Raw genomic sequence first — 21,028 nt, forward strand, 5'->3', positions numbered from 1 at the left:
AGGGTGACGCTGGCCCGGAGGCGTCAGTCGGCACGGTGGACCTCCAGTCCGTCGGTCGGGGTGTAGTGCAGCCGGAATCCGGCGAGTTCGGCGCGGTCGCCCTCGTCCAGGAAGAGGACGAGCTCTCCGGCGATCCAGTGGGCGTCCTTGGTCTGCCAGGCGAGGACGAGGTCGGTCTCGAGTTCGGCGATGGCCTGGTCCAGCTCCTTGGGGAACGTGAACTGGTAGGGCAGCCGCAGCGCGGAGGCGGCCAGGGCCCGCGCGGCGGCGGGCGGCGGCGCGCTGTCGGTGGGCAGGTCCAGTCCGCCGCGCCCGTCGGCCAGCCAGGGGACGGTGGTCACGGTGCCGTCGACTGCCCGGCGGGCGACCAGGACCTCCAGGCTGTCGCGGGTGTCGCGGACCTGGGCCTTGCCGGCCTGGGTGTCCTCGGCGTCGCCGACCCCGGCCTCGATCCAGCCGATGAGCGCCCGCCCGTCCCGGGCGGCCGGTTTGAGCAGGAAGGTCTGGGCCTTCTCGCCCTTGCGCGCCTGCTCGGTCTCGTGGGCGTCCAGGGCCCGTGCCATCGCCCCGTCCCAGGTGTCGGGGGCGATCGACCCGTCGCCGTAGGCGTCCTGGACCAGGGGGCTGATGTCGTCGGGGAGGCGGACGGTGCGGGCGGTGTCCGCGTCGGCGGGCTCCGCCTCCAGACGGGTGCGGAGCACGGCGAGCGCGCGCAGGAGGGCGTACTCGCCGTAGACCGTCCGCGAGCCCCGGACCGGCTCGGGCGGCACTTCGTCCCGGTCCACGCCGGTGACCAGGCAGCGGGCCCGGCGCACGCGTTCGGGCCGGTCGGACTGGTCCTGCCCGCGCGGGTGGCGGTGCAGGCGGCCCATGCGCTGGAGCAGGAGGTCGACGGGGGCGAGGTCGGTGACCAGGAGGTCGAAGTCCACGTCCAGGGACTGCTCCACCACCTGGCTGGCGACCACGATGTGGCGGGCCGGGCGCTCCCCGCCGAGGTCGGCGACCTTGGCGGGCGGCCCGTAGTCGGCCACCAGGGCGTCGTCGTTGGCGGCGCGGTCCAGGGCGAGGAAGCGCGAGTGGGTCACGGTGACCGTGTCGTCGCCGAAGTGGGCGCGCAAGTGCGCGGCGGCCTCGTGGACGCGTGCGACGGTGTTGCGTACAACCAGAGCGCAACCGCCGTCCGTCAGGGCCTCCTCCAGGCGTGTGGTGAGAACGTCCAGGTCGTCGGCCAGGGGTTCCACGACGACGTCGGTGGCACGGCCGGAGGCGGCGGGTGTGTGCAGGCGGGGCGCGGCGCCGGTCTCGGCCGTGGTGATCAGGGGGTAGGCGCGGGCCTTCCCGATCTCGTCGTAACCCTCCCCCGGCGTGCCGGTGTAGGCCTCGGCCAGCTCGCGCCTGCGCCGGGCGGGCAGGGTCGCGGAGAGGAAGACGACGGGGACGCCGTACCTGCCGAGCCAGGAGAGTGCGCGGTCGAGGTAGGCGTTCATGTAGGTGTCGTAGGCGTGGGCCTCGTCGATGACGACGACCTTGCCCGCCATGGCGAGGTGGCGCAGGGCCAGGTGCTTGCTCTTGAGGCCGGTGAAGAGGAGCTGGTCGACGGTGCCGACGGCGAAGGAGGAGAGCATGCCCTTCTTGCGGCCCCGGAGCCAGCGGTGGGCGGTGAGGGCGGCCGGGGTGCGGTGCCCGGCGCCGGAGCCGCTGTCCTCGGCGTCGCGGTCGGTGTCGCTGGCCAGGCGGCGTCCGCCGCCCATGAGCTGCGTGAACTCCTCGTTCAGGTGCGCCTTGGAGTGGGCGAGGAACACCGAGGCGGCCTCCTTCGGCATTCCGGGAAGGCGTTCGAGCCAGGTGAGGTAGCGCTCGAACATGGCGTTGCTGGTGGCCATGGTCGGCAGGGCGACGAAGCAGCCGCCCGCGCCGGACCGGGCCGCGAAGATCTCGGCGACGGCAAGGGCTGCCTCGGTCTTGCCCTCGCCCATGGGCGCCTCGACGATCATCAGACCGGGGCCGGACATCTGCCGGGCGGCCTCGACGGCCTGCTCCTGGACGGGGCGGACGGTCGCGCCCTCGGGAAGGTCGAAGCGTTCCGAGAAGAGCTCCGCCGCGGTGCCTTCGGGTTCCTCGGCCTTCCACTGCCGGGGGAGGTCGAGGAGGCGCCAGGCCTCGCGGGTGCGCTCGGGGTCGGTGCTGCGCTCGCCCGGGAAGTAGGGGAAGAAATCGGGGTTGCTGGCGATCCAGTCCGCGACGATGACCAGTGCGCTCAGGAGGACCTGCACGGTCTGCGGGAGCTTGAGCGACTTCCAGTCGGAGAGGCGGGCGTCCACTCCGGTGATCCGGGCGGCGGTGTCGAGGAGTTCGGTCTGGGCCGTCGACCAGGCGGTCTCGTGGCCGGGGGTGCGGAGGAGCTGGGGGTGCCGGTCGAGTTCGGCGATGGCCGAGTAGCCGGGCTGAACGCCGTGGTGTCCGCCGGCGACGATGGTGAGCTGGTGGGTGTCGCGGGGGTTCCAGCCGTGGTGGTCCACGAGCCAGTCGCGCAGGATGAGCTGACCGGCGAGGCCGTGGGGGGCGAGGTTCCGGTCGGGCATCTGCTTCTGGAGGGGCATCTCCAGGCCGTGCGCGCGCATGTCGTCCGCGAGGTGCTCGACCTGGCAGGCGAAGGCGGGCGTGGCCTTGCCGATGTCGTGGGTGGCGGCGAGCCAGACCGCCAGGAGGCGGGCGTCGTCGGGGCCCTGCGGGAGCGCGGCGCTGACGTGGTCGCGCACCTGGGCGGGGAGCCATGCGTCCCAGAGCTTGTCCGCGACGGCGGCGCTGTCGGCCATGTGGCGGTGCAGCGGAAGCCAGCCGTCGGACTCGAAGTCGTGTTTGGCCCACACTGCGCGAGCGACAGGGGACAACGTGGCAGCCCAGGTCAAGGGCTGTCCGGGAAGGGTCATGCGGGATATTCAATCGAACCCGGGGGAGGTTTCGCGGGCTTTCTCGAACATTAGTCCGACCAGATGCGGCCAGTTGCTACTCACGGGTTCATCCACGGAATCGGGGCTCTTGTGGTATCTGGTCCCGTGGTTGTCGCGTGAGGCAGGAGTAGCTGGGGTGGGTGGTGGGGCGCGGGGCCATCCCCGCGCGTGCGGGGAGCAGTCCTGCTGGGCGAGGTGGTCGGGGTAGGAGCCGGGTCCATCCCCGCGTACGCGGGGAACAGGAGCGCCGGGTGGATCTGCTCCTGCACGAGGTAGGGTCCATCCCCGCGTGCGCGGGGAGCAGGCGACCTCGGCGTCGAGCTCCTCGCCCGACAGGGGTCCATCCCCGCGTGCGCGGGGAGCAGCGCATGCGGGCTGAAGAAGCGGCGGGGGGCCCGGGTCCATCCCCGCGTGCGCGGGGAGCAGTCCTCCAGGGAACTCCCGGCTCGAGACGTGCGGGGTCCATCCCCGCGTGCGCGGGGAGCAGTGCTCTGGGGTGAAGCTCCAAGAGCCTCCGGCGGGTCCATCCCCGCGTGCGCGGGGAGCAGCCGGTAGGACTGGGTCTCTTCCTTCTGGAGGCGGGTCCATCCCCGCGTGCGCGGGGAGCAGGGTGTAGGCGTCCTGCATCACGGCCAGCACCAGGGTCCATCCCCGCGTGCGCGGGGAGCAGACCACCACCGAGGGGCACCCCGTCTCGCCGGTGGGTCCATCCCCGCGTGCGCGGGGAGCAGGCCCCGGGCGTTGACCCGCGGGGCGCCGGCCGGGGTCCATCCCCGCGTGCGCGGGGAGCAGGGCGGCCGGGTCGTCCAGCGCCGGAGCGCGCAGGGTCCATCCCCGCGTGCGCGGGGAGCAGAGTCCGAACAGCGCCTTGATCTTGGCGGCGTCGGGTCCATCCCCGCGTGCGCGGGGAGCAGGTCGAGCACGTGTGCCCGGACCGCGTCGAGGAGGGTCCATCCCCGCGTGCGCGGGGAGCAGGTGCTCACAGGGGTTGCAGACCCAGGTGGCGCGGGTCCATCCCCGCGTGCGCGGGGAGCAGTTTTCCGTTCGGGTGGCCGGGTCCTACAGGGTGGGTCCATCCCCGCGTGCGCGGGGAGCAGACGATCGGGTGCAGCCGGTCCAACGACCACCCGGGTCCATCCCCGCGTGCGCGGGGAGCAGACGGCGGAGACGTCGGCCAGGGCCGCCGCCTCGGGTCCATCCCCGCGTGCGCGGGGAGCAGTGGGTCGACTGGGCCGCCCGACGGTGCGCTCTGGGTCCATCCCCGCGTGCGCGGGGAGCAGACTCGATGACCTGCGAACTTACCAGTGCCAAGCGGCCGTTTTTGCAACTTGTCGAGAAACAGTCATCAGGAACACCAAAACCCACACGTCGCACATGAACACAGAAGGCAACGGAACCGCACTTCAGCCACTCCTGCGCACATTACCAACGAAGGCGCCCCACTCTCCGGCGGGGACGTTCAACATACCCAGGTCGCGATTCATGCTGTCCCGCATCGCCGCGCCTTCATGTGAACAGACGGCCTCGACACAGGCAGCCTCGCTCTGCGAGTAACTCGACTTGAACCAATGTGACACACAACCACCGACTCGCACAGTGTTCTCCTCCGCGCAAGGAGCCAACAAACAGGAAGAGACCCGACGCCTTGAGGCGTCGGGCCACATATATGCCCTTAGTCGGGCACCGCGAACTTGTAGTCGAAAACCGCCATGTCACCCCGGATGAGGAACTGAGCCACATCAAGAGGCCCATCGTCCGTGTGGTAAGTACGGATGACCTCGAAAATGGGCGTGCCCGGCGGAATCTGGAGACGCCCCGCCTCCGGACCTGTGGGCATGCGGGTGCTGATCTCTTCCTGAACCTCGCGCACGGGGCTGATCGCGTTGATACGCGCGATGTGCCCTCCCGCACCCTCTCCGGCGATCAGAGCCGGAGAGCGCTCGCCCGTGCCAAGGCTGAAGTAGCTGTCAGCGGACTGGTTGATGGTTCCGTCAAGCTTCGTGACGCGCTTGCGGACATAAACGAGATCGCCCACGTTGACGTCCGGCAGGCGTTCGGCCACGAAGACCGGCGCAGGCACTTGACTGGTCTGAGCTTCCTGCTCCACGGCCTTACCCTGGTCGGCACCCTCCGCACTCAGTAAAGGCTGAGGCTTGGCACCGGCCCAAACGGACTTGCTGTAACGCTGGATACCGTATCGGCGCACCTGCTTCTGCTCCCTTACGTAAGTACCACTGCCCTTCCTGCTACTCAGGATCCCCTCCTGTCGCAGCAGGTCGATGGAGCGACGGGCCACCATCATGCTCACTCCGTACTCAGCGGCGATCGTGTTGAGCGTAGAAAGTTTGCCGCCCTGATTGAGGTCGCCCCGCCGACCGAATGCGGCCAATGTATACCCACGAGTTCTGCCATGAAGGCAGTCTCCACGTGGTATCTGACCTCAACCCGCAGAGGCAACTAGTGCTCGTCGGATGCGATGAACAGGTCGAGGGTAAATCCCCGCACGTGCGGGGAGCAGGGGGCGAGCGGCCCGGCCGTGCACATCGAACGGACCTATCCCCGCGTGCGCGGGGAGCAGCGGGCGCCACAGCCACGCGGACGAGTGGAGCCCGGGTCCATCCCCGCGTGCGCGGGGAACAATGGGCCTTCCCCGAGTCCGCCCCCTACGTCCGGGGTCCATCCCCGCGTGCGCGGGGAGCAGACGGCCATGCGGCAGGCCCTGGAAGACCTCGGAGGTCCATCCCCGCGTGCGCGGGGAGCAGCACGGGATCATCGGCCCGACGACCGTCCACGTGGGTCCATCCCCGCGTGCGCGGGGAGCAGGCGCCGAAGGCCTACGCGACCGCGACGGCGGGGGGTCCATCCCCGCGTGCGCGGGGAGCAGGTGGCCGGTTGGGCGACGTGCGGTGAGCCGCGGGGTCCATCCCCGCGTGCGCGGGGAGCAGTCAACGAGCATTCCGCGAATCGAGTCAAGCGTGGGTCCATCCCCGCGTGCGCGGGGAGCAGATGTACGACTTGCCGTGGTCTCCGCGCATGTAGGGTCCATCCCCGCGTGCGCGGGGAGCAGAGGCCCCGACCGTACTGGTCGGGGCCTTCGTCGGGTCCATCCCCGCGTGCGCGGGGAGCAGTCGGCCAACCCCTGTTGGACCCGCCGTGCGGCGGGTCCATCCCCGCGTGCGCGGGGAGCAGACTCGATGACCTGCGAACTTACCAGCGCCAAGCGGCCGTTTTTGCAACTTGTCGAGAAACAGCCATCAGGAACATCGGCCCCCACACCGCACACCTGGACACACGCGAGAACAAGACCGCACCTCACTCACTCTTCCGCACCTCGCGAATGAAGGCGTCCCACTCCCTGACAGGGAAGGCAAGAAAACCGAGCTCTGGATGCTTGGAGTCTCGCATCGCCGTGGCATCGTCCAGGTCGGATACCTCAACGCAGTTGGACGAGGTCCCGCTGTAGCTCGAGGTGAACCAGGTCGCAGCGTGCGACTTCATAACTACTCCTTCTCCAAGGCCCGAGCGACTCCTTCCAGGAAGTCGACTGTCTGCGTCGGACGCCAGGCATCCGCCAGCAGACGCTCGAACACATCCTCGTGGCGCCCGACGGAACCCGGATCGTCCCAAAAGAGACTTGTGTTATCCGTGACGGTCACCAGCACCATCAACTCGTTCAGCGTGAGCAGGGTGAAGTTACCGATCTCCAACGCCACATGGGCACCCGCCTCGAACGGCAGGACCTGGAGAGTGACGTTCGGTCGCTCCGCAGCCCGAATGAGATGGCGGACTTGTTCAGCCATCACCTTAGGCCCACCGACAGTTGTGCGGATCGTGGCCTCACTGACAATGGCCCACAGGCGGGCCCCGCTGGCCGCCCAGGCTTCTTGTCTCCCCAGCCGAACCGTGACTCCAGCGTCGACCGTCTCGGGCAGAGCGCTGGGCATGGTGCCCTTGAAGAGGGCTCGCACATAACCCTCGGTCTGCAGCAGCCCGGGGACGAGAACCGGCTCGTATGTTCGTATCCGGTTGGCCGCGCCTTCGAGACCGATGTAGGTGCCGTAGTCCTCGGCAACACCGCTGGACTGCCACCAGCCGGAGGAACGCGCCTCCTTGCGCATGTTCAGGAAGCGCTGGATGGCCTCCGGCCCCAGCTCGTAGTACTCCAGCAGGCGCTCAAGACTGCCAGGTCCCGGGATCACGCCTTCTACCCCCGGCGTCTCCCAACGAGAGACCGTGGAGACGTTGACCTTGACAGCTCTGGCTACATCCGCAAGCTTGCGATCTCCGCGCAAATTGCGCATCTCGGTAGCAAGTTGCCATTGGGCGACAGTCGGACTCATAGTCATGCGCCCATAGTGACGCGCACAGGCACCACCCACAAACGCAGTCAGAAATCTGTAGATGCGGATTGCATTTGCGGTTTCCGTAGGCTCTACTTGTAGTCAACCTCGACCTCTCAGTGACGAGCGAGGCTCATGTCTTCCACACGCAGGAGGTATGTCATGGCTGCAAGCCGCCAGCTACGAGCGGGGACAACGGACACGGGAACAGCGCTGACGTCAGCTTCGGGGTGGGAGCGGTACGGGGAGCGGGTGCGGGCGGCACGCGAACGGCTCGACCTTTCCGTTGAGTACGTCGCTCAGAAAGCCCTGACGTACGCGAACATGGTCCGCGACATCGAGGCCGGCACCTCCGAGCCGGACAGCACTGTCATTCGGCACCTGGACAAGGTCCTGGGAGCGGAGGGCGTCCTGTGGGACGCCTGGGCGCAGATCTTCCTCAGCTCGCGGCTCCAGGCCGGGGCGACCGTCGCCGACCTCCTGTTTCACACCTACCAGGTCCGCCACTACGCGCCCCTGGTCCTGCCCGACGGCTACCTCACCGAGGAGTACGCCCGCGCCCTCCTCCAGGCGGAGCGTCCGATGGAGTCGAGTTCCTTCCTCACCGACCGCCCGGCGGTGCGCGAGGTCTCGGGCCTGTTCTCCGGAGCTCCCTACTACTGTCTGATCGTCGACGAAGCCGCACTCACCCGGCCCGTCGCCCCGCCCAAGGTCATGCGCGAACAACTGACCCACCTGCGCAAGCTCGCCATGACGGACAGCGTCACCGTCCACGTCATCCCGGAGGGAACAGCTCCCCACCCCGGCCTGCGCGGCGCGTTCTGGACCCTGTCCTTCTCCCCCCGGCACAACCTGGCCTACACCCCGCTCCCCCACGGTCCCGGCCATCTCGTCACCGACGCCACCCAGGTCAAGAGCTACAGCGACCTCTTCGCCACCCTCCAGGGCGTCTCCCTGCCCGCCGCGAATTCCCTGCGGATCCTGGACGAGGCGATCGAACGCTTCCCGGACAAGCCCAGGCCGCGTGCCATCACGACCGGACCCGCCGACGACGGGATCAGCTCGGCGCTTCGTCCCTCGCAGAGCACAGCCGCACCGGCCTGACAGTCGCTCCCCCGTGTCCCTGGCCGGACACACGAATGCCCCGGCGGGTGTTGAACGCACCCCCAGGGCTCGGCCAGCACCCACTTACCTCTTAGACCGAGGAGATGCCGACATGACCATTGTGCCGCAGCCCCCTGCAGCCTCCCCCGCCCCAGCCGTTCCCTGCCCACGCTGGGAACCGCGCCTGTACCCCGGAACCCTGGCCACCACCAGCCGGGTCCGCTCCGACCTGCGTACCGACCTGGGCCGGCTCCCCGGGATCGAACCGGACCTGGTGGAGACCGTCGTGCTCTGCGCAAGTGAGATGTTCGCCAATGCCGTCGAGCACTCGCGGTCGGGCGAGAACGATGGACGGGTCATCCGCACCCTGACGGTTCCCGCCGCTTCCCTGGCCGGGGCCGCCCTGCGCCTGTCGATCATCGACGACGGGGCCCGGGTCTCCCGCCCCCGGATTCCTCGCCAGCGCACCCGCGAGGAGTGGCAGGAAGCCGAACGCGGGCGCGGCCTGCTCCTCGTCGACCACCTGGCCACGGCGTGGGGAGCCCGCAGGGTCGTGGACTTCCCCTTCTGCGAAGGACTGGGCACCGTGATCTGGGCCGAATTCGCCCTGGGCACCGCTTCGAACCCTGGGGACGGACGATGACCGTCTCCTCCGCACGGTTGGCTCCCGGGGTCCGCTCCGTCCTACACGCGCCCCGGGGACAGCGCTTCTCACATCCGCGACTTCCGGCCGCCTCCACCAGGGAAGAGCTCCTCCTCGCCCAGATGGGTGACAACCCGCGCGTGGCCTACCGGCAGCTCCACGGGATCCTGCCCGCGTGGATGGAGGTCCAGCACGCCCGCCTCTCCCCCGCTGCCGTGGAGACGCGGACTGCGGCCCCGCCGCCTCGCCCCCGTCACCGCTCCCATCGCAAGATCCGTGGAAGCGGAAGCCTTGGCCTGGCCCTGTGCTGCCACGTCCTCGCGGCGGCACTCGGAGCCTTCGCGCACCACGTGCTCTCGCCCCTTCTCTGACGGGTCACCCCCGTGTCGGGGGCAGGCGGGAGGGTTCTGGGGCTCCGATTCCCGATAGGGGTGGCAAGCCTGCCACTGCTAGAATCCACACCAACGACAAGGCCTCCCCGGGCCGGACACACCTCCGCCGGGGAGGCTTTTTTCGTGCCCGAGATCGACGATTCAGGGGTGTCAGCTCTCTTTTCCGACGCCGTTCACGCCGGCGCGTGACGTCGGAGAGGAAGGGGCCGCCGGTCAGCCATTCATGCAGAGGATTCCCATGTCAGACGTCTCCGTGCGCCTCGCACACACCGCCGATCACCTCGTCGTGGAGCGGCTGTGGCTGATGTTCAGCCATGACATGTCGGAGTTCCGCGGACTGTTGCCCGGCCCGGACGGGGCCTTCCGCAGCGAACGGCTCCGGGCTGCCTTCACCGACTCCGACTGGGCGCCGTACATGGCGACGATCGGCGACCAACCCGTCGGCTTCGTTTTCGTGCGTGGGCTGAGCGGACCGGAACGGGTGCTGAACAGCTTCTTCGTGGTGCGGGGTGCGCGAAGGTCGGGGATCGGGCTGCGCATGGTCCGCGAGGTCGTGGCCAGGCATCCCGGGCCGTGGGCAGTCGCCTTCCAGGACGCCAACACGGCCGCGGTGCGGTTCTGGCGCCGCGCCGCAACGGAGATCGCCGGTGACGCCTGGTCCGAGGAACACCGACCGGTACCGGGGCGGAAGGACCTGCCTCCTGACGTGTGGATCTCGTTCGACACGTCCGTCCAGCGCGGAGGCTGAGCCAGCGAAACGGCTGGGGCTCGTGGATGGCAGCCCATCCCCGCGTGCGCGGGGAGCAGAGGGACAGGGGCTCGGCCTCGGCTTCGGGGACGGGTCCATCCCCGCGTGCGCGGGGAGCAGAGGCTGTGCGCTGGACACAGCGCAAGTACGACCGGTCCATCCCCGCGTGCGCGGGGAGCAGTCGGCCACCGTGAACATCCGGTACCGCAGGTCGGGTCCATCCCCGCGTGCGCGGGGAGCAGCCCGTGAACACAAGGTGACCTGAGCTTTCCCTGGGTCCATCCCCGCGTGCGCGGGGAGCAGATCGGAACGGTGCCCATGGGGTTGGGCTGCGGGGGTCCATCCCCGCGTGCGCGGGGAGCAGTCAACAAGACCGAGGCGTACCGGCCGGAGAACGGGGTCCATCCCCGCGTGCGCGGGGAGCAGGTGCTTCGTGGGCGGGTCGGGGATGTAGTCGTGGGTCCATCCCCGCGTGCGCGGGGAGCAGGGGTCCATCAGGGGGCAGTCGTTCGGCGGTCGGGGTCCATCCCCGCGTGCGCGGGGAGCAGCTGGGGATCCTGCGCAAGGCCGACCCTGAGGAGGGTCCATCCCCGCGTGCGCGGGGAGCAGGCCGAGGCCGCCGGGACCTTTGCGCACCGCTGGGGTCCATCCCCGCGTGCGCGGGGAGCAGGCTGCCGGGGCCTCCGAGTCCGTGCACGGCCAGGGTCCATCCCCGCGTGCGCGGGGAGCAGCCGGCCATGGGGTTTGTATCCCTTGATGTCCGAGGTCCATCCCCGCGTGCGCGGGGAGCAGAGGGTGCCGAGCCATCCGCTGAACCGTCGGCGGGGTCCATCCCCGCGTGCGCGGGGAGCAGCCTTTTCCTGGTGGCCCCCTGCCCGGTCCCCTGGGTCCATCCCCGCGTGCGCGGGGAGCAGGGGAAGGCTCACACCGGCCTTGTGCCAGCCGTAGGTCCATCCCCGCGTGCGCGGGGAGCAGGCCCCGGTCCGACCGAAGCTGGCGGCCAAGGGGGGTCCATCCCCGCGTGCGCGGGGAGCAGTCCTCGCGCGGGCAGGGCAGCAGGTGCGGACGGGGTCCATCCCCGCGTGCGCGGGGAGCAGACGGCCCGGTGGGAGTCGGCGCTCGCCGAGCGGGGTCCATCCCCGCGTGCGCGGGGAGCAGACGGCCCGGTGGGAGTCGGCGCTCGCCGAGCGGGGTCCATCCCCGCGTGCGCGGGGAGCAGAGGACGCGACCGCCGATCACCGCGCCGAGGACGGGTCCATCCCCGCGTGCGCGGGGAGCAGTGTGGTTGCCTGCCGCAGCCTGCGTCGCCCCCGGGTCCATCCCCGCGTGCGCGGGGAGCAGGCCACTGTCGCCGACGCGCTAGCTCTTGATGAGGGTCCATCCCCGCGTGCGCGGGGAGCAGGATCGTGGGGGACGAACGCCGGCGCACCATGTGGGTCCATCCCCGCGTGCGCGGGGAGCAGGGCGTGGGCGGGAGTCATCGGTCCGCCTCCTGAGGTCCATCCCCGCGTGCGCGGGGAGCAGTGCGGTCACCATCAGGCGGTCCCGCCCTTCTCGGGTCCATCCCCGCGTGCGCGGGGAGCAGAGCAAGCCGTTGCTGGAGCAGGCGGTGGAGCTGGGTCCATCCCCGCGTGCGCGGGGAGCAGCGGCCCCGTCCATCCACGGCAGACACGCCACGGGGTCCATCCCCGCGTGCGCGGGGAGCAGGGACGTGCCCACCGCCGGATCGAACACCTTCCCGGGTCCATCCCCGCGTGCGCGGGGAGCAGACTCGATGACCTGCGAACTTACCAGCGCCAAGCAGCCATTTTTGCAAGTTGTCGAGAATTAGACACTCGGAACAAACAGGAAGGAAACCCCATAACCCACCCACAAACCCATACATCACCCAGGACTTCTCCGGCTCGCGCCGGAGCGGCACCACAGGACACCTTTCCATACATCCCGCATTGCCGCCCGATGTCCGTCGAAGGCCCGAATTCCCAGCAGGACTAGAGGCACCGCCGTGGCTCGGCGCGCATCCCCACATCCGCGTCGGCGTTCCGAAAGGCCGGAGGCCCCCGGAACGCCTGCCGAACGGACAGCCGTGGAGCACGGCATCCGTCCGGCAGGCCGCCCGAGACGTGGCTACGGCACGGTGTACCCGGCGGCACGGAACACCTCGTACCACTCAGGCCGGGTCAGCGGTAGGTCCGAGCCCTGGGCCGCCGCGGTGACGCGTTCCGGCGTGGTGGTGCCGATGACCACCTGCATCCGCGCGGGGTGCCGGGTGATCCACGCGGTGGCGATCGCGATCGGCGGCACGCCGTACTTCGCCGCGAGACGGTCGATGACCGCGTTCAGCTCCGGGAAGCGCGGCGACCCGAGGAACGGCCCGTCGAAGAAACCGGCCTGGAACGGGGACCACGCCTGCAGGGTGATGTCGTGCAGCCGGCAGTAGTCGACGAGGCCGTCGTCGCGGCTGACCGACTGCTCCAGCCCCTGCATGTTCGCGGCCACGCCCTGGGCGATGAGCGGGGCGTGCGTGATGGAGAGCTGCGCCTGGTTCGCCACGATCGGCTGCCTCACGTAGCGGCGCAGCAGGTCGATCTGTCTCGGCGTGTGGTTGGAGACGCCGAAGGCGCGCACCTTGCCGGCCTCGGCGAGGTCGTCGAACGCCCGCGCCACCTCCTCCGGCTCCACGAGGGCGTCCGGCCGGTGCAGCAGCAGGATGTCGATGTAGTCCGTGTCGAGCGCCTTCAGCGAACCGTGCACCGTCTCCATGAGGTGCTCGTAGGAGAAGTCGAAGTACGGGCCGTCGGTGACGATCCCGGCCTTGGTCTGGATCACCAGCTGTTCGCGCTCGGCGGGGCTCAGCCGCATCGCCTCGGCGAAGCGGCGCTCGCAGCCGTGCGGTTCGCTGCCGTAGATGTCGGCGTGATCGAGGAACGTGATGCCCGCGTCGATCGCCGTGCGGACGAGGGTGCGTACCTCCTCGTCGGTCTTCTCCTGGATGCGCATCAGACCGAGCACCACGTTGGGTGCGGTGATCTTGGTGCCGGGCAGAGTGAAGGTCTTCATGCGCAACTCCCTATCACGGGCGGAAGTCCGAGGGGCGTGCCCTGCGTACGGCAGGACCGGAGTGCCGCGCCGGACCGCACGCGGCCGGGGGCGGGGCGGGTGGCGGGAGCCGTCCGCGAGAGGCATGGCCCGGTCGGCGGAACCGCCTACCCGTGCCGGAGCGGGCACGAACCGGGACCGGGATCAGAGTCTTGGACGTCGGGGTGGGGCACGGCCCCGCTGCGACCTTCTGCGGTGGTCGCTCCCCCCTCGATCAGGGGCGTGAGGCCGTCGAGCAGGTGCTTCATGCCGAGCTCGAAGACTCCGCGCACGTCGGGCGGCCCCGAGATGCTGAACGTGAGCGGGTACCGGCCCTGTTCGGCGAGCCGGAGGAACTCCGGCCCCCGCGACCGCCACCAGTGCTCGGCGTCCATCCCGAACTCGTAGTCCTCCACCACCGCCCGCGTGGCCTGGAGTGCCATCCCCGAGGTGTAGGCGGACACGAAGGTGAGCACCGCCATGGCCTCGTCCGGTGAGCGCCCCCGGGCGCTGACGACCCGCATCATCCACTCGGCGTTCTCCAGGAGCTGGGGGGACTGGACGGCTCCGGCGAGCATGGTCAGCCGAACGGTCCAGGGGTGCCTCCGGTAGATGCCCCACTCCGTGCGGAGCGCCAGCTCGAGGGCTTCCCGCCAGTCGGCGGGCGGCGGTTCGGGAAGCGCGTGCTCCGCGTAGACCTGGTCGATCATCGCCGTCACCAGCGCGTCCTTGTTCGCGACGTGGCGGTACAGGGCCATGGTGCTCACCCCCAGCTGGGTGGCGACCCTGCGCATGGACAGGCCCTCGATGCCCTCGGCGTCGGCGATGGTGATCGCGACCCGGACGATGGCCCCCCTGGTGAGGGCGGTGTCGGCGACCAGGCGGCGTTCCGTCGGCTCCGCCGGACGCGGGCGCTCCCGCGGAATCCGGTATTCCCGCTGCTCCCGGGGGTCTCGTGGGTCCGGCGCGGAGTCCGGTTCCCGCCGTACGAGGGTCCCCACCCCGCGCACCGCTTCGACCAGGCCCTCCTGGCGCAGGGCCGCGAGCGCCTTGGTGGCGGTAGCCATGGCCACCCCCCACTCGCGCATGATCTCCCTGGTCGAGGGGACCCGGTCCCCCGGTCGCAGCTCCCCGCCGTCGATGCGCGCGCGGATGTCGGCGACGACGCGCGCGTAGGGCGGCAGCTCTTGTTTCGCAGTCGTGGACATCACAGACCCCTCGATCCTTCTCCGCTTGCCCAGAGTGTACTAGTGCACAACGGAACATCGAGCACCTCGACAAAGACGCCAGGGCAAACCGAGAAGCCCTTCAACTCCCCTAGTGCACTAGTACTGACCGACGAAAAAAGCCTTTTATTGAAGGCTTTCTTGAAGCCATAGGGTGTGTACTCTGTACGCAAGGCGCACCACTCAGAGGCGTACACCTCGGCGCGTACACCGTCCCCCAGAAATCGACGGCCCACTCGGAGGCCACCATGACCGACACATCCGCTGCCGGGCCCGGCACCGCGTCCGCCCCGGACCGTCCGCTCCCGCTCGACCGCCGTTCCCTGGCCCCGGACCTGGCACGCGGCGTCATGCTGCTGTTCATCGCACTCGCCCACACACACCTGTTCACGGTGTTCATCGGCGGACCCGAGAACATCGCCACCGCCGCGGACCAGCTCACCGTCGCGGGCACGACCATGTTCGTCGACCTGCGCAGCTACCCCATGTTCGCGGCCCTGTTCGGCTACGGTCTGGCCCAGATCCACCGCCGCCGCAGCGAACAGGGGTACGCCTGGCCCCGGACCCGCGGCCTCCTGCGCCGGCGCGGCCTGTGGCTGATCGTCTTCGGGCTGGCGCACACGGTGCTGCTCTTCCCCGCGGACATCCTGGCCGTGTACGGCCTGGTGACGCTGCTCCTGATGGGCGTTCTACGGCTGCGCGACCGGACCCTGGTGATCCTGGCGGCGCTCTGGCTCCCCGTGGCCGCCGCCGTCCACGCCCTGGTCGCCAGCGACAACGCCATCACGGGCGGGGGCATGCCGCTGATGCCCGACGGGTTCGCGAACGAACTCCTCTTCCGTCTGACCCTGTTCGCGGTGCTGGTCGTGATCATGTTCATCAGCACCCTCGTGCCGTTCATGATCGGCGTCCTGGCGGCCCGGCACCGGCTCCTGGAGCGGCCCCACGAACACCTGCGACTGCTGCGCACGACCGCGTTCGTGGGCATCCCCCTGGCCGCGCTGGGCGGCCTCCCCCTGGCGCTGGACAAGGCGGGGGTGTGGACCGACGCCACCCCCGGGGACGTCCTGCTCACCAGCGGCCTGCACCAGGTGAGCGGCTACGCGGGCGCCCTGGGCTACGCGGCGCTCATCGGCCTGATCGCGGTCCGCTTCACCGGCAGGCAGGGGCCGGTGACCAACGCCCTGGCCGCGCTCGGACAGCGCTCCATGACCTTCTACCTGGCCCAGTCGGTGGCGTGGGCGGTGCTGTTCTCCTCCTACACGCTCGATGTGCACCTGACCTCACCTGCCGTGGGCGTGGGCATCGCGGTGGCCGTGTGGCTGACCACGGTGCTGCTCGCCGACCTCATGCGCCGCCGGGGCATGCGCGGACCCGCCGAGGTGGCGCTGCGCCGCCTCACCTACGGGGGCGGATCGGGCGCCGGTGGAGGCAGCGGAAGCAGTCGCGGGTAGGCAGGGTCGCCCCCGCCAGGTGCGCCGGTCCGGGCACCTGGCGGAGGCGACGTGCGTGCATTGGCCATCGACCGGTCGGAGGGGCGGTGAGAATTCACCACCCGGCTCTGCGCCGGTCCGCCCGGCTACTGCTCTCGGGCCGCCTCGCCCCTCCTAACTTGGTGAGGATCGGGCCGCCCGAGCGGTCCCCACGGCCTTCCCGCTCAACCTGCACAGTCGGATCGAGTAACGCGTGGGTCGAGAAGGTCGGGGGACCGTCCTCGCGGGAGCGGGGATCAGCCACCTGGGGAAATCAGCACTTCGTCATTCCAGCGGGGGGATCGACCGAGGTGAAGACATATTCGGCGGGAACGTTTCCCCACCTTCCATACATGTCCCCGTTGGTCCAATACCACACATTGTTTCCGCCGTTATGACGGTCTCCACGCCCCCAGCACAGGAAGACGCTTTGCGTTGTTTCGATATAGTCGCGAACTTCACTGTCATAGCTTCGCGTGGCGTACAACGGGGCACCCCCATAGTTGCCACAGTAGAGCTTGCCGTTGCTGCGAACCTCACATCTCGCCGCAGCCTGGACGCGATCGGTCGTCGATTCCGCAGCGAGAGCCAACGATGCCGGCGACAACAAGGTGGACGCCGCAGCCAGCGCCACTGTCGCGACTGAAATCCGCTTCATGCTCATGAGAGTCTTCAAGAGAACTTCCTCAACAAAAGAACCATGTGAATCGCCTTCCCATTCCATACCCAGGAATGGGAGTACCTACAGTCAGGCTAGGCAGGTGCTTCGCACGTCGCAATACATTTCAGCCGTGGCCGAAATAGCCACCTCAGAAGCCTGTGGCTGTGCAGCTGGACCGCCACAGTCGGTTCTGGCTACGCGGGGAGCAGACGAGTCGGCACAGAGAAGTCGGATCCCTTTCCGCCGGAGCGGGGAGCAGCTCAAGGGCGCGCTCACCCTCGATGAAAGGGGCAGGTCCATCCCCGCGTGCGCGGGGAGCAGGGAACGGTGTTGGCCATGTCAGAGGCAATGCCGGGACCATCCCCGCGTGCGCGGGAAGCAGTGTCACGGTACTCCTCAGGACGTGGTTCCTCGGGGTCCATCCCCGCGTGCGCGGGAAGCAGACGGTCCGCGAGGCCACCGCCGCCGAGGCGGCGGGTCCATCCCCGCGTGCGCGGGAAGCAGCGCGTGCCCGCCATGGCCGGCGCGCCCGCTGCGGGTCCATCCCCGCGTGCGCGGGAAGCAGCGGCTTCCCCGTCGGTCAGGCCGCTGTCGGTGGGGTCCATCCCCGCGTGCGCGGGAAGCAGACTCGATGACCTGGCAACTTACCAGCGGCAAGCAGCCGATTTTACAACTTCTCGAGAAACAGTCATAAGCAACAAAAGACCCAGAAGGAACATCGGCGACGTCAGCCGGCACAACGGATGCCCAACCTTCCCCCGAACCAGCCGTAGGCCTCAGGAAGCGTCCGATTCCTGGAGCCCCCGGAGAAGCAGCGCGACCAGCCTGCGTGGATCGTAGCGCGGGTCCCCGTCGGATCCGATGCAGAGGTTGCCGACGCCGCGCATCAGTTCGTAGGCCCGCACACCCGGCCTGACCTCCCCCGCCTCGATCGCCGCGTCGAGCAACTGCTCGGCGACGGGCAGCAGGCGGTCGAGGAAGTACGTGTGGAGCGCGGCGAAGCCGCTGCTGTCCGGTTGCGGCGCGTTCGCGAGTCCGTGCTTGGTGACGAGGAAGTCGACGAACAGGTCGATCCACCGGCGCAGGGCCTCGAACGGCGAGTCGGTCTCGGCCAGCAGCCTCGGGCCGGCTTCGGCGCAGGCTTCGACCTGGTGGCGGAAGACGGCGACCACGAGGTCCGCGCGCGTCGGGAAGTGGCGGTAGATCGTCCCCATCCCGACCCCTGCCTTGGCCGCGATCTCGCGGATCGGGGCGTCGACGCCCGAGACCACGAAGACCTCGGCCGCTGCGGCGAGGAGCTTCTGCTGGTTGCGCACCGCGTCGGCCCGCTTGCTCGGCCCCGCAGCCTTTCCTGCCTTGTCCGATGCGGGCATCACGCCCTCCTTCCCTCAGCCGCCAATGAAGCAGAGCAGTGTTCCACTTGCAAAACGGAGCAGTGCTCCGTATCTTAATCGGAGCAATGTTCCGCTTGTTTTCATCCTACGCCGGACGCCGCCCGACCGCCCTCACCCGCCATCGGCGCCACAAGAGCAGCGGCGAAGGCTCCCGGCCCGAACCGAAGGACAAGGCACACCATGAGTTCAGCGGCCTCCACCCGCGTCACCGTCGTCCCGCCCGCCCCCGTGCTGTCGTTCAGCCCCGTGGTCCTGCCCGTTCCCGGACGCCCCGTGGACATGCAGGTCCGTGTCACGGCACCCCTGAACGGGACCGACCTGCCGGTCATCCTCCTCTCCCACGGGCACGGCTTCTCGAACAACCTGTCCTCGCTCAACGGCTACGGCCCCCTCGCCAACCTCTGGGCGGCGCTCGGCTTCATCGTCGTCCAGCCCACCCACCTCAGCTCCGCAACGCTCCGGCACGCGCTCGCGGACACCCCCACGGAACCCCTGTCCTGGCGCTCACGCGCCGAGGACATGACCCGCATCCTCGACCGACTCGACACGATCGAGAACACCGTGCCGCAGCTCGCCGGACGCGTGGACCACGGCAGCGTCGCCGTGGCCGGGCACTCGCTCGGCGGCTTCACCGCCGCCCTCCTGCTGGGCGCCCGGGTCACGGACCCCGACACCGGTGAAGAGGTGAACCTCGTCGAGCCCCGGATCGGGCAGGGGGTGCTGCTGGCCGCACCGGGCAGGGGCGGCGACATCCTGACCGGGCCCATGACGGAGCGGATCCCGGTCCTCCGGAACACCGACTTCTCCACGATGGCCACGCCCGCGCTGGTCGTGGCCGGCGACAAGGACGACCCCCGGCACTTCACGGACATGGGGCCGGACTGGTACGCCGACCCCTACCGCCTCTCCCCCGGCCCCAAGACACTGCTCACCCTGTTCGGCGCCGAGCACGGGCTCGGAGGGATCGCCGGATACGACGCCGACGAGACCACCGACGAGAGCCCGGAGCGGGTCGCCGCACTGGGACAGCTCTCCGCGGCCTACCTCCGCAGTCAGTTCCGCCCCGGCGACGACGCGTGGCAGGAGGCGCAGGACGCGCTGACCGGCGGCCCCGAGGGCTTCGGACGGGTCGAGTCCAAGTAGCGCACGGCTCCAGCGGGCCCCTCCCCCACGCGGGGAGGGGCCGCGGCTCCGAGACGGGCCGGGCTGCGAAGGGGGCGCCCCCTCAGATCCAGCCGTGCTCCTCCGCGATGCGAGCGGCCTCGTGGCGGTTGGCCGCGTCGAGCTTCGCGATGGCGGCCGCGAGGTAGTTCCGCACGGTCCCCCGGGACAGGGAGACGCGCCGGGCGATCTCCTCGACGGGCGCGCCGTCGCGCGCGAGGGCGAGCACGTCGGCCTCGCGCGGGCTGAGCGGGGAGTCGCCCGCGCCGATCGCCTCGGCCGCGAGTTCGGGGTCCACGTACCTGCCTCCGCCCGCGACCTTGCGCACGACCTCGGCGAAGGTGCGCGAGGAGACGGTCTTGGGCAGGAAACCGCGCACGCCCGCGGCGAGCGCGGACTTCAGGTAGCCGGGGCGCCCGTGCGAGGTCACGATGACGCAGCGGCAGTCCGGCAGTTCGGCCGCGAGGCGCCGGGCCACCTCGATGCCGTCGGGCCCGGGCAGCTGAAGGTCGAGCAGGGCCACGTCAGGGCGGACCCGCAGGGCCGTCGCCAGCGCCTCGTCACCGGACGCCGCCTGGCCGACGACCTCGAAGTCGTCCTCCAGGTCGAGCAGTCCGGCGATGGCGTCGCGGATGAGGTGTTCGTCGTCGGCGACGAGGATGCGGGTCATGCGGTCCCTTCCTCCGGGAGCGGGATCATGGCGTCGAGCAGGAACCAGTCTCCGTCGCGGCGCGCGGTGACCTCCCCGCCGAGCGCGCCGATCCGCTCGGACATCGCGCGCAGTCCCGTTCCCCCTCCGGCGCCGGCTTCCCCCGACCCCTCGGAACCGGCACCGTCGTTCGCGATCGTGAGGTGCACCTGCCCGCCCTCCACTGCGGTCGCGAGCGTGACCTGTGCCGCGGCCGAGTGGCGCAGGACGTTCGTGACGCCCTCGCGAACGACCCAGGCGAGATCCTCGGCGCGCCCCTCGGGCACGGGGTCCCCGGTCACCGTACAGCGGATACCGGCGGACTCCAGCAGGGACCGCGCCCCCGCCAGCTCGCTGTCCCAGGTGGTACGGAGCTCGCCGCGCACGACGTGGCGGACCTCGGTTCCCGCCTCCTCGGCCAGCCGCCGGACCTCGCCGAGCTCGCGGGCCGCCCTCTCGTCCTGACCGCGCAGAACGAGTTCCGATGCCAGTGAACTCTTGAGCGCGATCGTCGCCAGGGTCCGGCCGAACACGTCGTGCAGGTCGCGCGAGATGCGCAGGCGCTGGTTCGCGAGCGCCAGCTCGGCACGGACCTCGTGCGCCTTCTGCAGTTCGAGCAGTACCCGCAGCATCCACGAGCACGACCAGCAGGCCCACATGGCGAAGCTGATCACCACTGCTCCGACCAGCACCAGCACGATGTCCTCGACGCCCACGAGCGGGACGGAGAGGACGACGGCCGCAACGTTGAGCAGCAGCACCCGGCGCGCGTCGAGGACGGGAACGAAGCTGGCGGCGACCGAGCCGATCGCCGCCGCGACCGTCATGCCCATCGCGGGAAGGGGAATCAGGAAGGTCACGGAGACGAGGGCGACGAGAACCAGCGCCCACGCGACGACACCGCCGGTGAGAAGCCGCCGTTCGCGCCCGACGAGGGTGTCGATGCTCCAGTTCACGACCAGGATGTTGCCGGCGAAGAGGACGACTGACAGCACCAGGGCCGTGACCACCGCGGCGAGGGGCGCTCCGGTGAGCCCGTCGGCCTCGATCGCGCTCCGGAGGAGGGTGCCGACCGGGATCGAGACGGCGAAGTACGTGGACCAGCGCATGTAGGCCTCGAACCTGCGTGCCCCGACCAGCGGTAGATCACTCATGGTCGCCATTGTCCCG

Annotated in this window: 17 protein-coding genes and 3 CRISPR repeat arrays; of the genes, 6 read left to right on the forward strand and 11 right to left on the reverse strand. The window is 69.9% G+C overall.

The genetic code is table 11. From position 1 onward, the window contains the following. Positions 1 to 23: 23 nt before the first annotated feature. The 5 genes from cas3 to ACQPYD_RS22655 all read right to left on the reverse strand — a co-directional run bounded on the left by cas3 (position 24) and on the right by ACQPYD_RS22655 (position 7,297). Positions 24 to 2,930 carry a CRISPR-associated helicase Cas3' gene (cas3, locus tag ACQPYD_RS22635; RefSeq protein ID WP_433697579.1) on the reverse strand — a complete coding sequence of 969 codons (2,907 nt, stop codon included), beginning with the start codon at positions 2,928 to 2,930 and terminating at the stop codon, positions 24 to 26. A gap of 173 nt (positions 2,931 to 3,103) precedes the next feature. Beyond that, positions 3,104 to 4,232: direct repeats of the CRISPR family, unit length 29 nt; unit sequence GGGTCCATCCCCGCGTGCGCGGGGAGCAG. Between the two features lie 122 nt (positions 4,233 to 4,354). Then, entirely contained in the window at positions 4,355 to 4,615 is a 261-nt protein-coding gene (locus ACQPYD_RS22640; protein ID WP_433697580.1) for a DUF397 domain-containing protein, read from the reverse strand. An 8-nt stretch (positions 4,616 to 4,623) separates the two neighbouring features. After that, positions 4,624 to 5,340, reverse strand: coding sequence for a GntR family transcriptional regulator (locus ACQPYD_RS22645; protein WP_433697581.1), 717 nt, complete (start codon positions 5,338 to 5,340; stop codon positions 4,624 to 4,626). 923 nt (positions 5,341 to 6,263) lie between these two features. Then, positions 6,264 to 6,449 carry a DUF397 domain-containing protein gene (locus ACQPYD_RS22650; RefSeq protein ID WP_344179272.1) on the reverse strand — a complete coding sequence of 62 codons (186 nt, stop codon included), beginning with the start codon at positions 6,447 to 6,449 and terminating at the stop codon, positions 6,264 to 6,266. Positions 6,450 to 6,451: 2 nt separating this feature from the next. Next, positions 6,452 to 7,297: a helix-turn-helix domain-containing protein gene (locus tag ACQPYD_RS22655; protein ID WP_433697582.1), complete on the reverse strand. Its 846-nt coding sequence runs from the start codon at positions 7,295 to 7,297 to the stop codon at positions 6,452 to 6,454. Between the two features lie 156 nt (positions 7,298 to 7,453). Between ACQPYD_RS22655 and ACQPYD_RS22660 the strand changes: the two genes are divergently transcribed. From ACQPYD_RS22660 to ACQPYD_RS22675, 4 genes are all read left to right on the forward strand, one after another. After that, positions 7,454 to 8,395, forward strand: coding sequence for a helix-turn-helix domain-containing protein (locus tag ACQPYD_RS22660; protein WP_433697583.1), 942 nt, complete (start codon positions 7,454 to 7,456; stop codon positions 8,393 to 8,395). Positions 8,396 to 8,507: 112 nt separating this feature from the next. After that, positions 8,508 to 9,038: an ATP-binding protein gene (locus tag ACQPYD_RS22665; RefSeq protein ID WP_433697584.1), complete on the forward strand. Its 531-nt coding sequence runs from the start codon at positions 8,508 to 8,510 to the stop codon at positions 9,036 to 9,038. Continuing rightward, positions 9,035 to 9,409 (forward strand): hypothetical protein, encoded by a 375-nt coding sequence (locus ACQPYD_RS22670; RefSeq protein ID WP_433697585.1) that lies wholly within the window; start codon positions 9,035 to 9,037, stop codon positions 9,407 to 9,409. The genes ACQPYD_RS22665 and ACQPYD_RS22670 overlap by 4 nt, the downstream gene beginning before the upstream one ends. Before the next feature lie 259 nt (positions 9,410 to 9,668). After that, a complete protein-coding gene (locus tag ACQPYD_RS22675) occupies positions 9,669 to 10,178 on the forward strand; it encodes a GNAT family N-acetyltransferase (protein WP_433697586.1) in 510 nt (169 codons plus the stop codon). A 30-nt stretch (positions 10,179 to 10,208) separates the two neighbouring features. After that, positions 10,209 to 11,947: direct repeats of the CRISPR family, unit length 29 nt; unit sequence GGGTCCATCCCCGCGTGCGCGGGGAGCAG. A gap of 358 nt (positions 11,948 to 12,305) precedes the next feature. On the opposite strand, the gene ACQPYD_RS22680 is transcribed toward ACQPYD_RS22675, so the two are convergent. Continuing rightward, entirely contained in the window at positions 12,306 to 13,238 is a 933-nt protein-coding gene (locus ACQPYD_RS22680; protein ID WP_433697587.1) for an aldo/keto reductase, read from the reverse strand. A gap of 146 nt (positions 13,239 to 13,384) precedes the next feature. Further along, positions 13,385 to 14,467: a GntR family transcriptional regulator gene (locus ACQPYD_RS22685; RefSeq protein WP_433697588.1), complete on the reverse strand. Its 1,083-nt coding sequence runs from the start codon at positions 14,465 to 14,467 to the stop codon at positions 13,385 to 13,387. Between the two features lie 263 nt (positions 14,468 to 14,730). On the opposite strand from ACQPYD_RS22685, the gene ACQPYD_RS22690 reads away from it, so the two are divergent. Beyond that, a complete protein-coding gene (locus ACQPYD_RS22690; RefSeq protein ID WP_433697589.1) occupies positions 14,731 to 15,936 on the forward strand; it encodes a DUF418 domain-containing protein in 1,206 nt (401 codons plus the stop codon). 292 nt (positions 15,937 to 16,228) lie between these two features. On the opposite strand, the gene ACQPYD_RS22695 is transcribed toward ACQPYD_RS22690, so the two are convergent. Next, positions 16,229 to 16,678: a hypothetical protein gene (locus ACQPYD_RS22695; RefSeq protein WP_433697590.1), complete on the reverse strand. Its 450-nt coding sequence runs from the start codon at positions 16,676 to 16,678 to the stop codon at positions 16,229 to 16,231. 229 nt (positions 16,679 to 16,907) lie between these two features. Beyond that, positions 16,908 to 17,241: direct repeats of the CRISPR family, unit length 29 nt; unit sequence GGGTCCATCCCCGCGTGCGCGGGAAGCAG. 150 nt (positions 17,242 to 17,391) lie between these two features. Beyond that, positions 17,392 to 17,988: a TetR/AcrR family transcriptional regulator gene (locus ACQPYD_RS22700; protein WP_433697591.1), complete on the reverse strand. Its 597-nt coding sequence runs from the start codon at positions 17,986 to 17,988 to the stop codon at positions 17,392 to 17,394. 201 nt (positions 17,989 to 18,189) lie between these two features. On the opposite strand from ACQPYD_RS22700, the gene ACQPYD_RS22705 reads away from it, so the two are divergent. Next, positions 18,190 to 19,152, forward strand: coding sequence for an alpha/beta hydrolase family protein (locus ACQPYD_RS22705; RefSeq protein ID WP_433697592.1), 963 nt, complete (start codon positions 18,190 to 18,192; stop codon positions 19,150 to 19,152). An 82-nt stretch (positions 19,153 to 19,234) separates the two neighbouring features. Here the strand turns inward: ACQPYD_RS22705 and ACQPYD_RS22710 are convergent, their stop codons facing one another. Together ACQPYD_RS22710 and ACQPYD_RS22715 are read right to left on the reverse strand one after the other, a co-directional pair. Continuing rightward, positions 19,235 to 19,840, reverse strand: a complete 606-nt coding sequence (locus tag ACQPYD_RS22710; protein WP_267945529.1) for a response regulator transcription factor — start codon at positions 19,838 to 19,840, stop codon at positions 19,235 to 19,237. Further along, on the reverse strand, positions 19,837 to 21,012 hold the full coding sequence (locus ACQPYD_RS22715; protein ID WP_433697593.1) for a sensor histidine kinase: 1,176 nt from the start codon (positions 21,010 to 21,012) through the stop codon (positions 19,837 to 19,839). Before ACQPYD_RS22715 ends, ACQPYD_RS22710 begins: the two co-directional genes overlap by 4 nt. Between the last annotated feature and the right edge of the window lie 16 nt (positions 21,013 to 21,028).

It is taken from the genome of Nocardiopsis sp. CA-288880, assembly GCF_050955985.1.
Taxonomy (GTDB): domain Bacteria; phylum Actinomycetota; class Actinomycetes; order Streptosporangiales; family Streptosporangiaceae; genus Nocardiopsis; species Nocardiopsis tropica.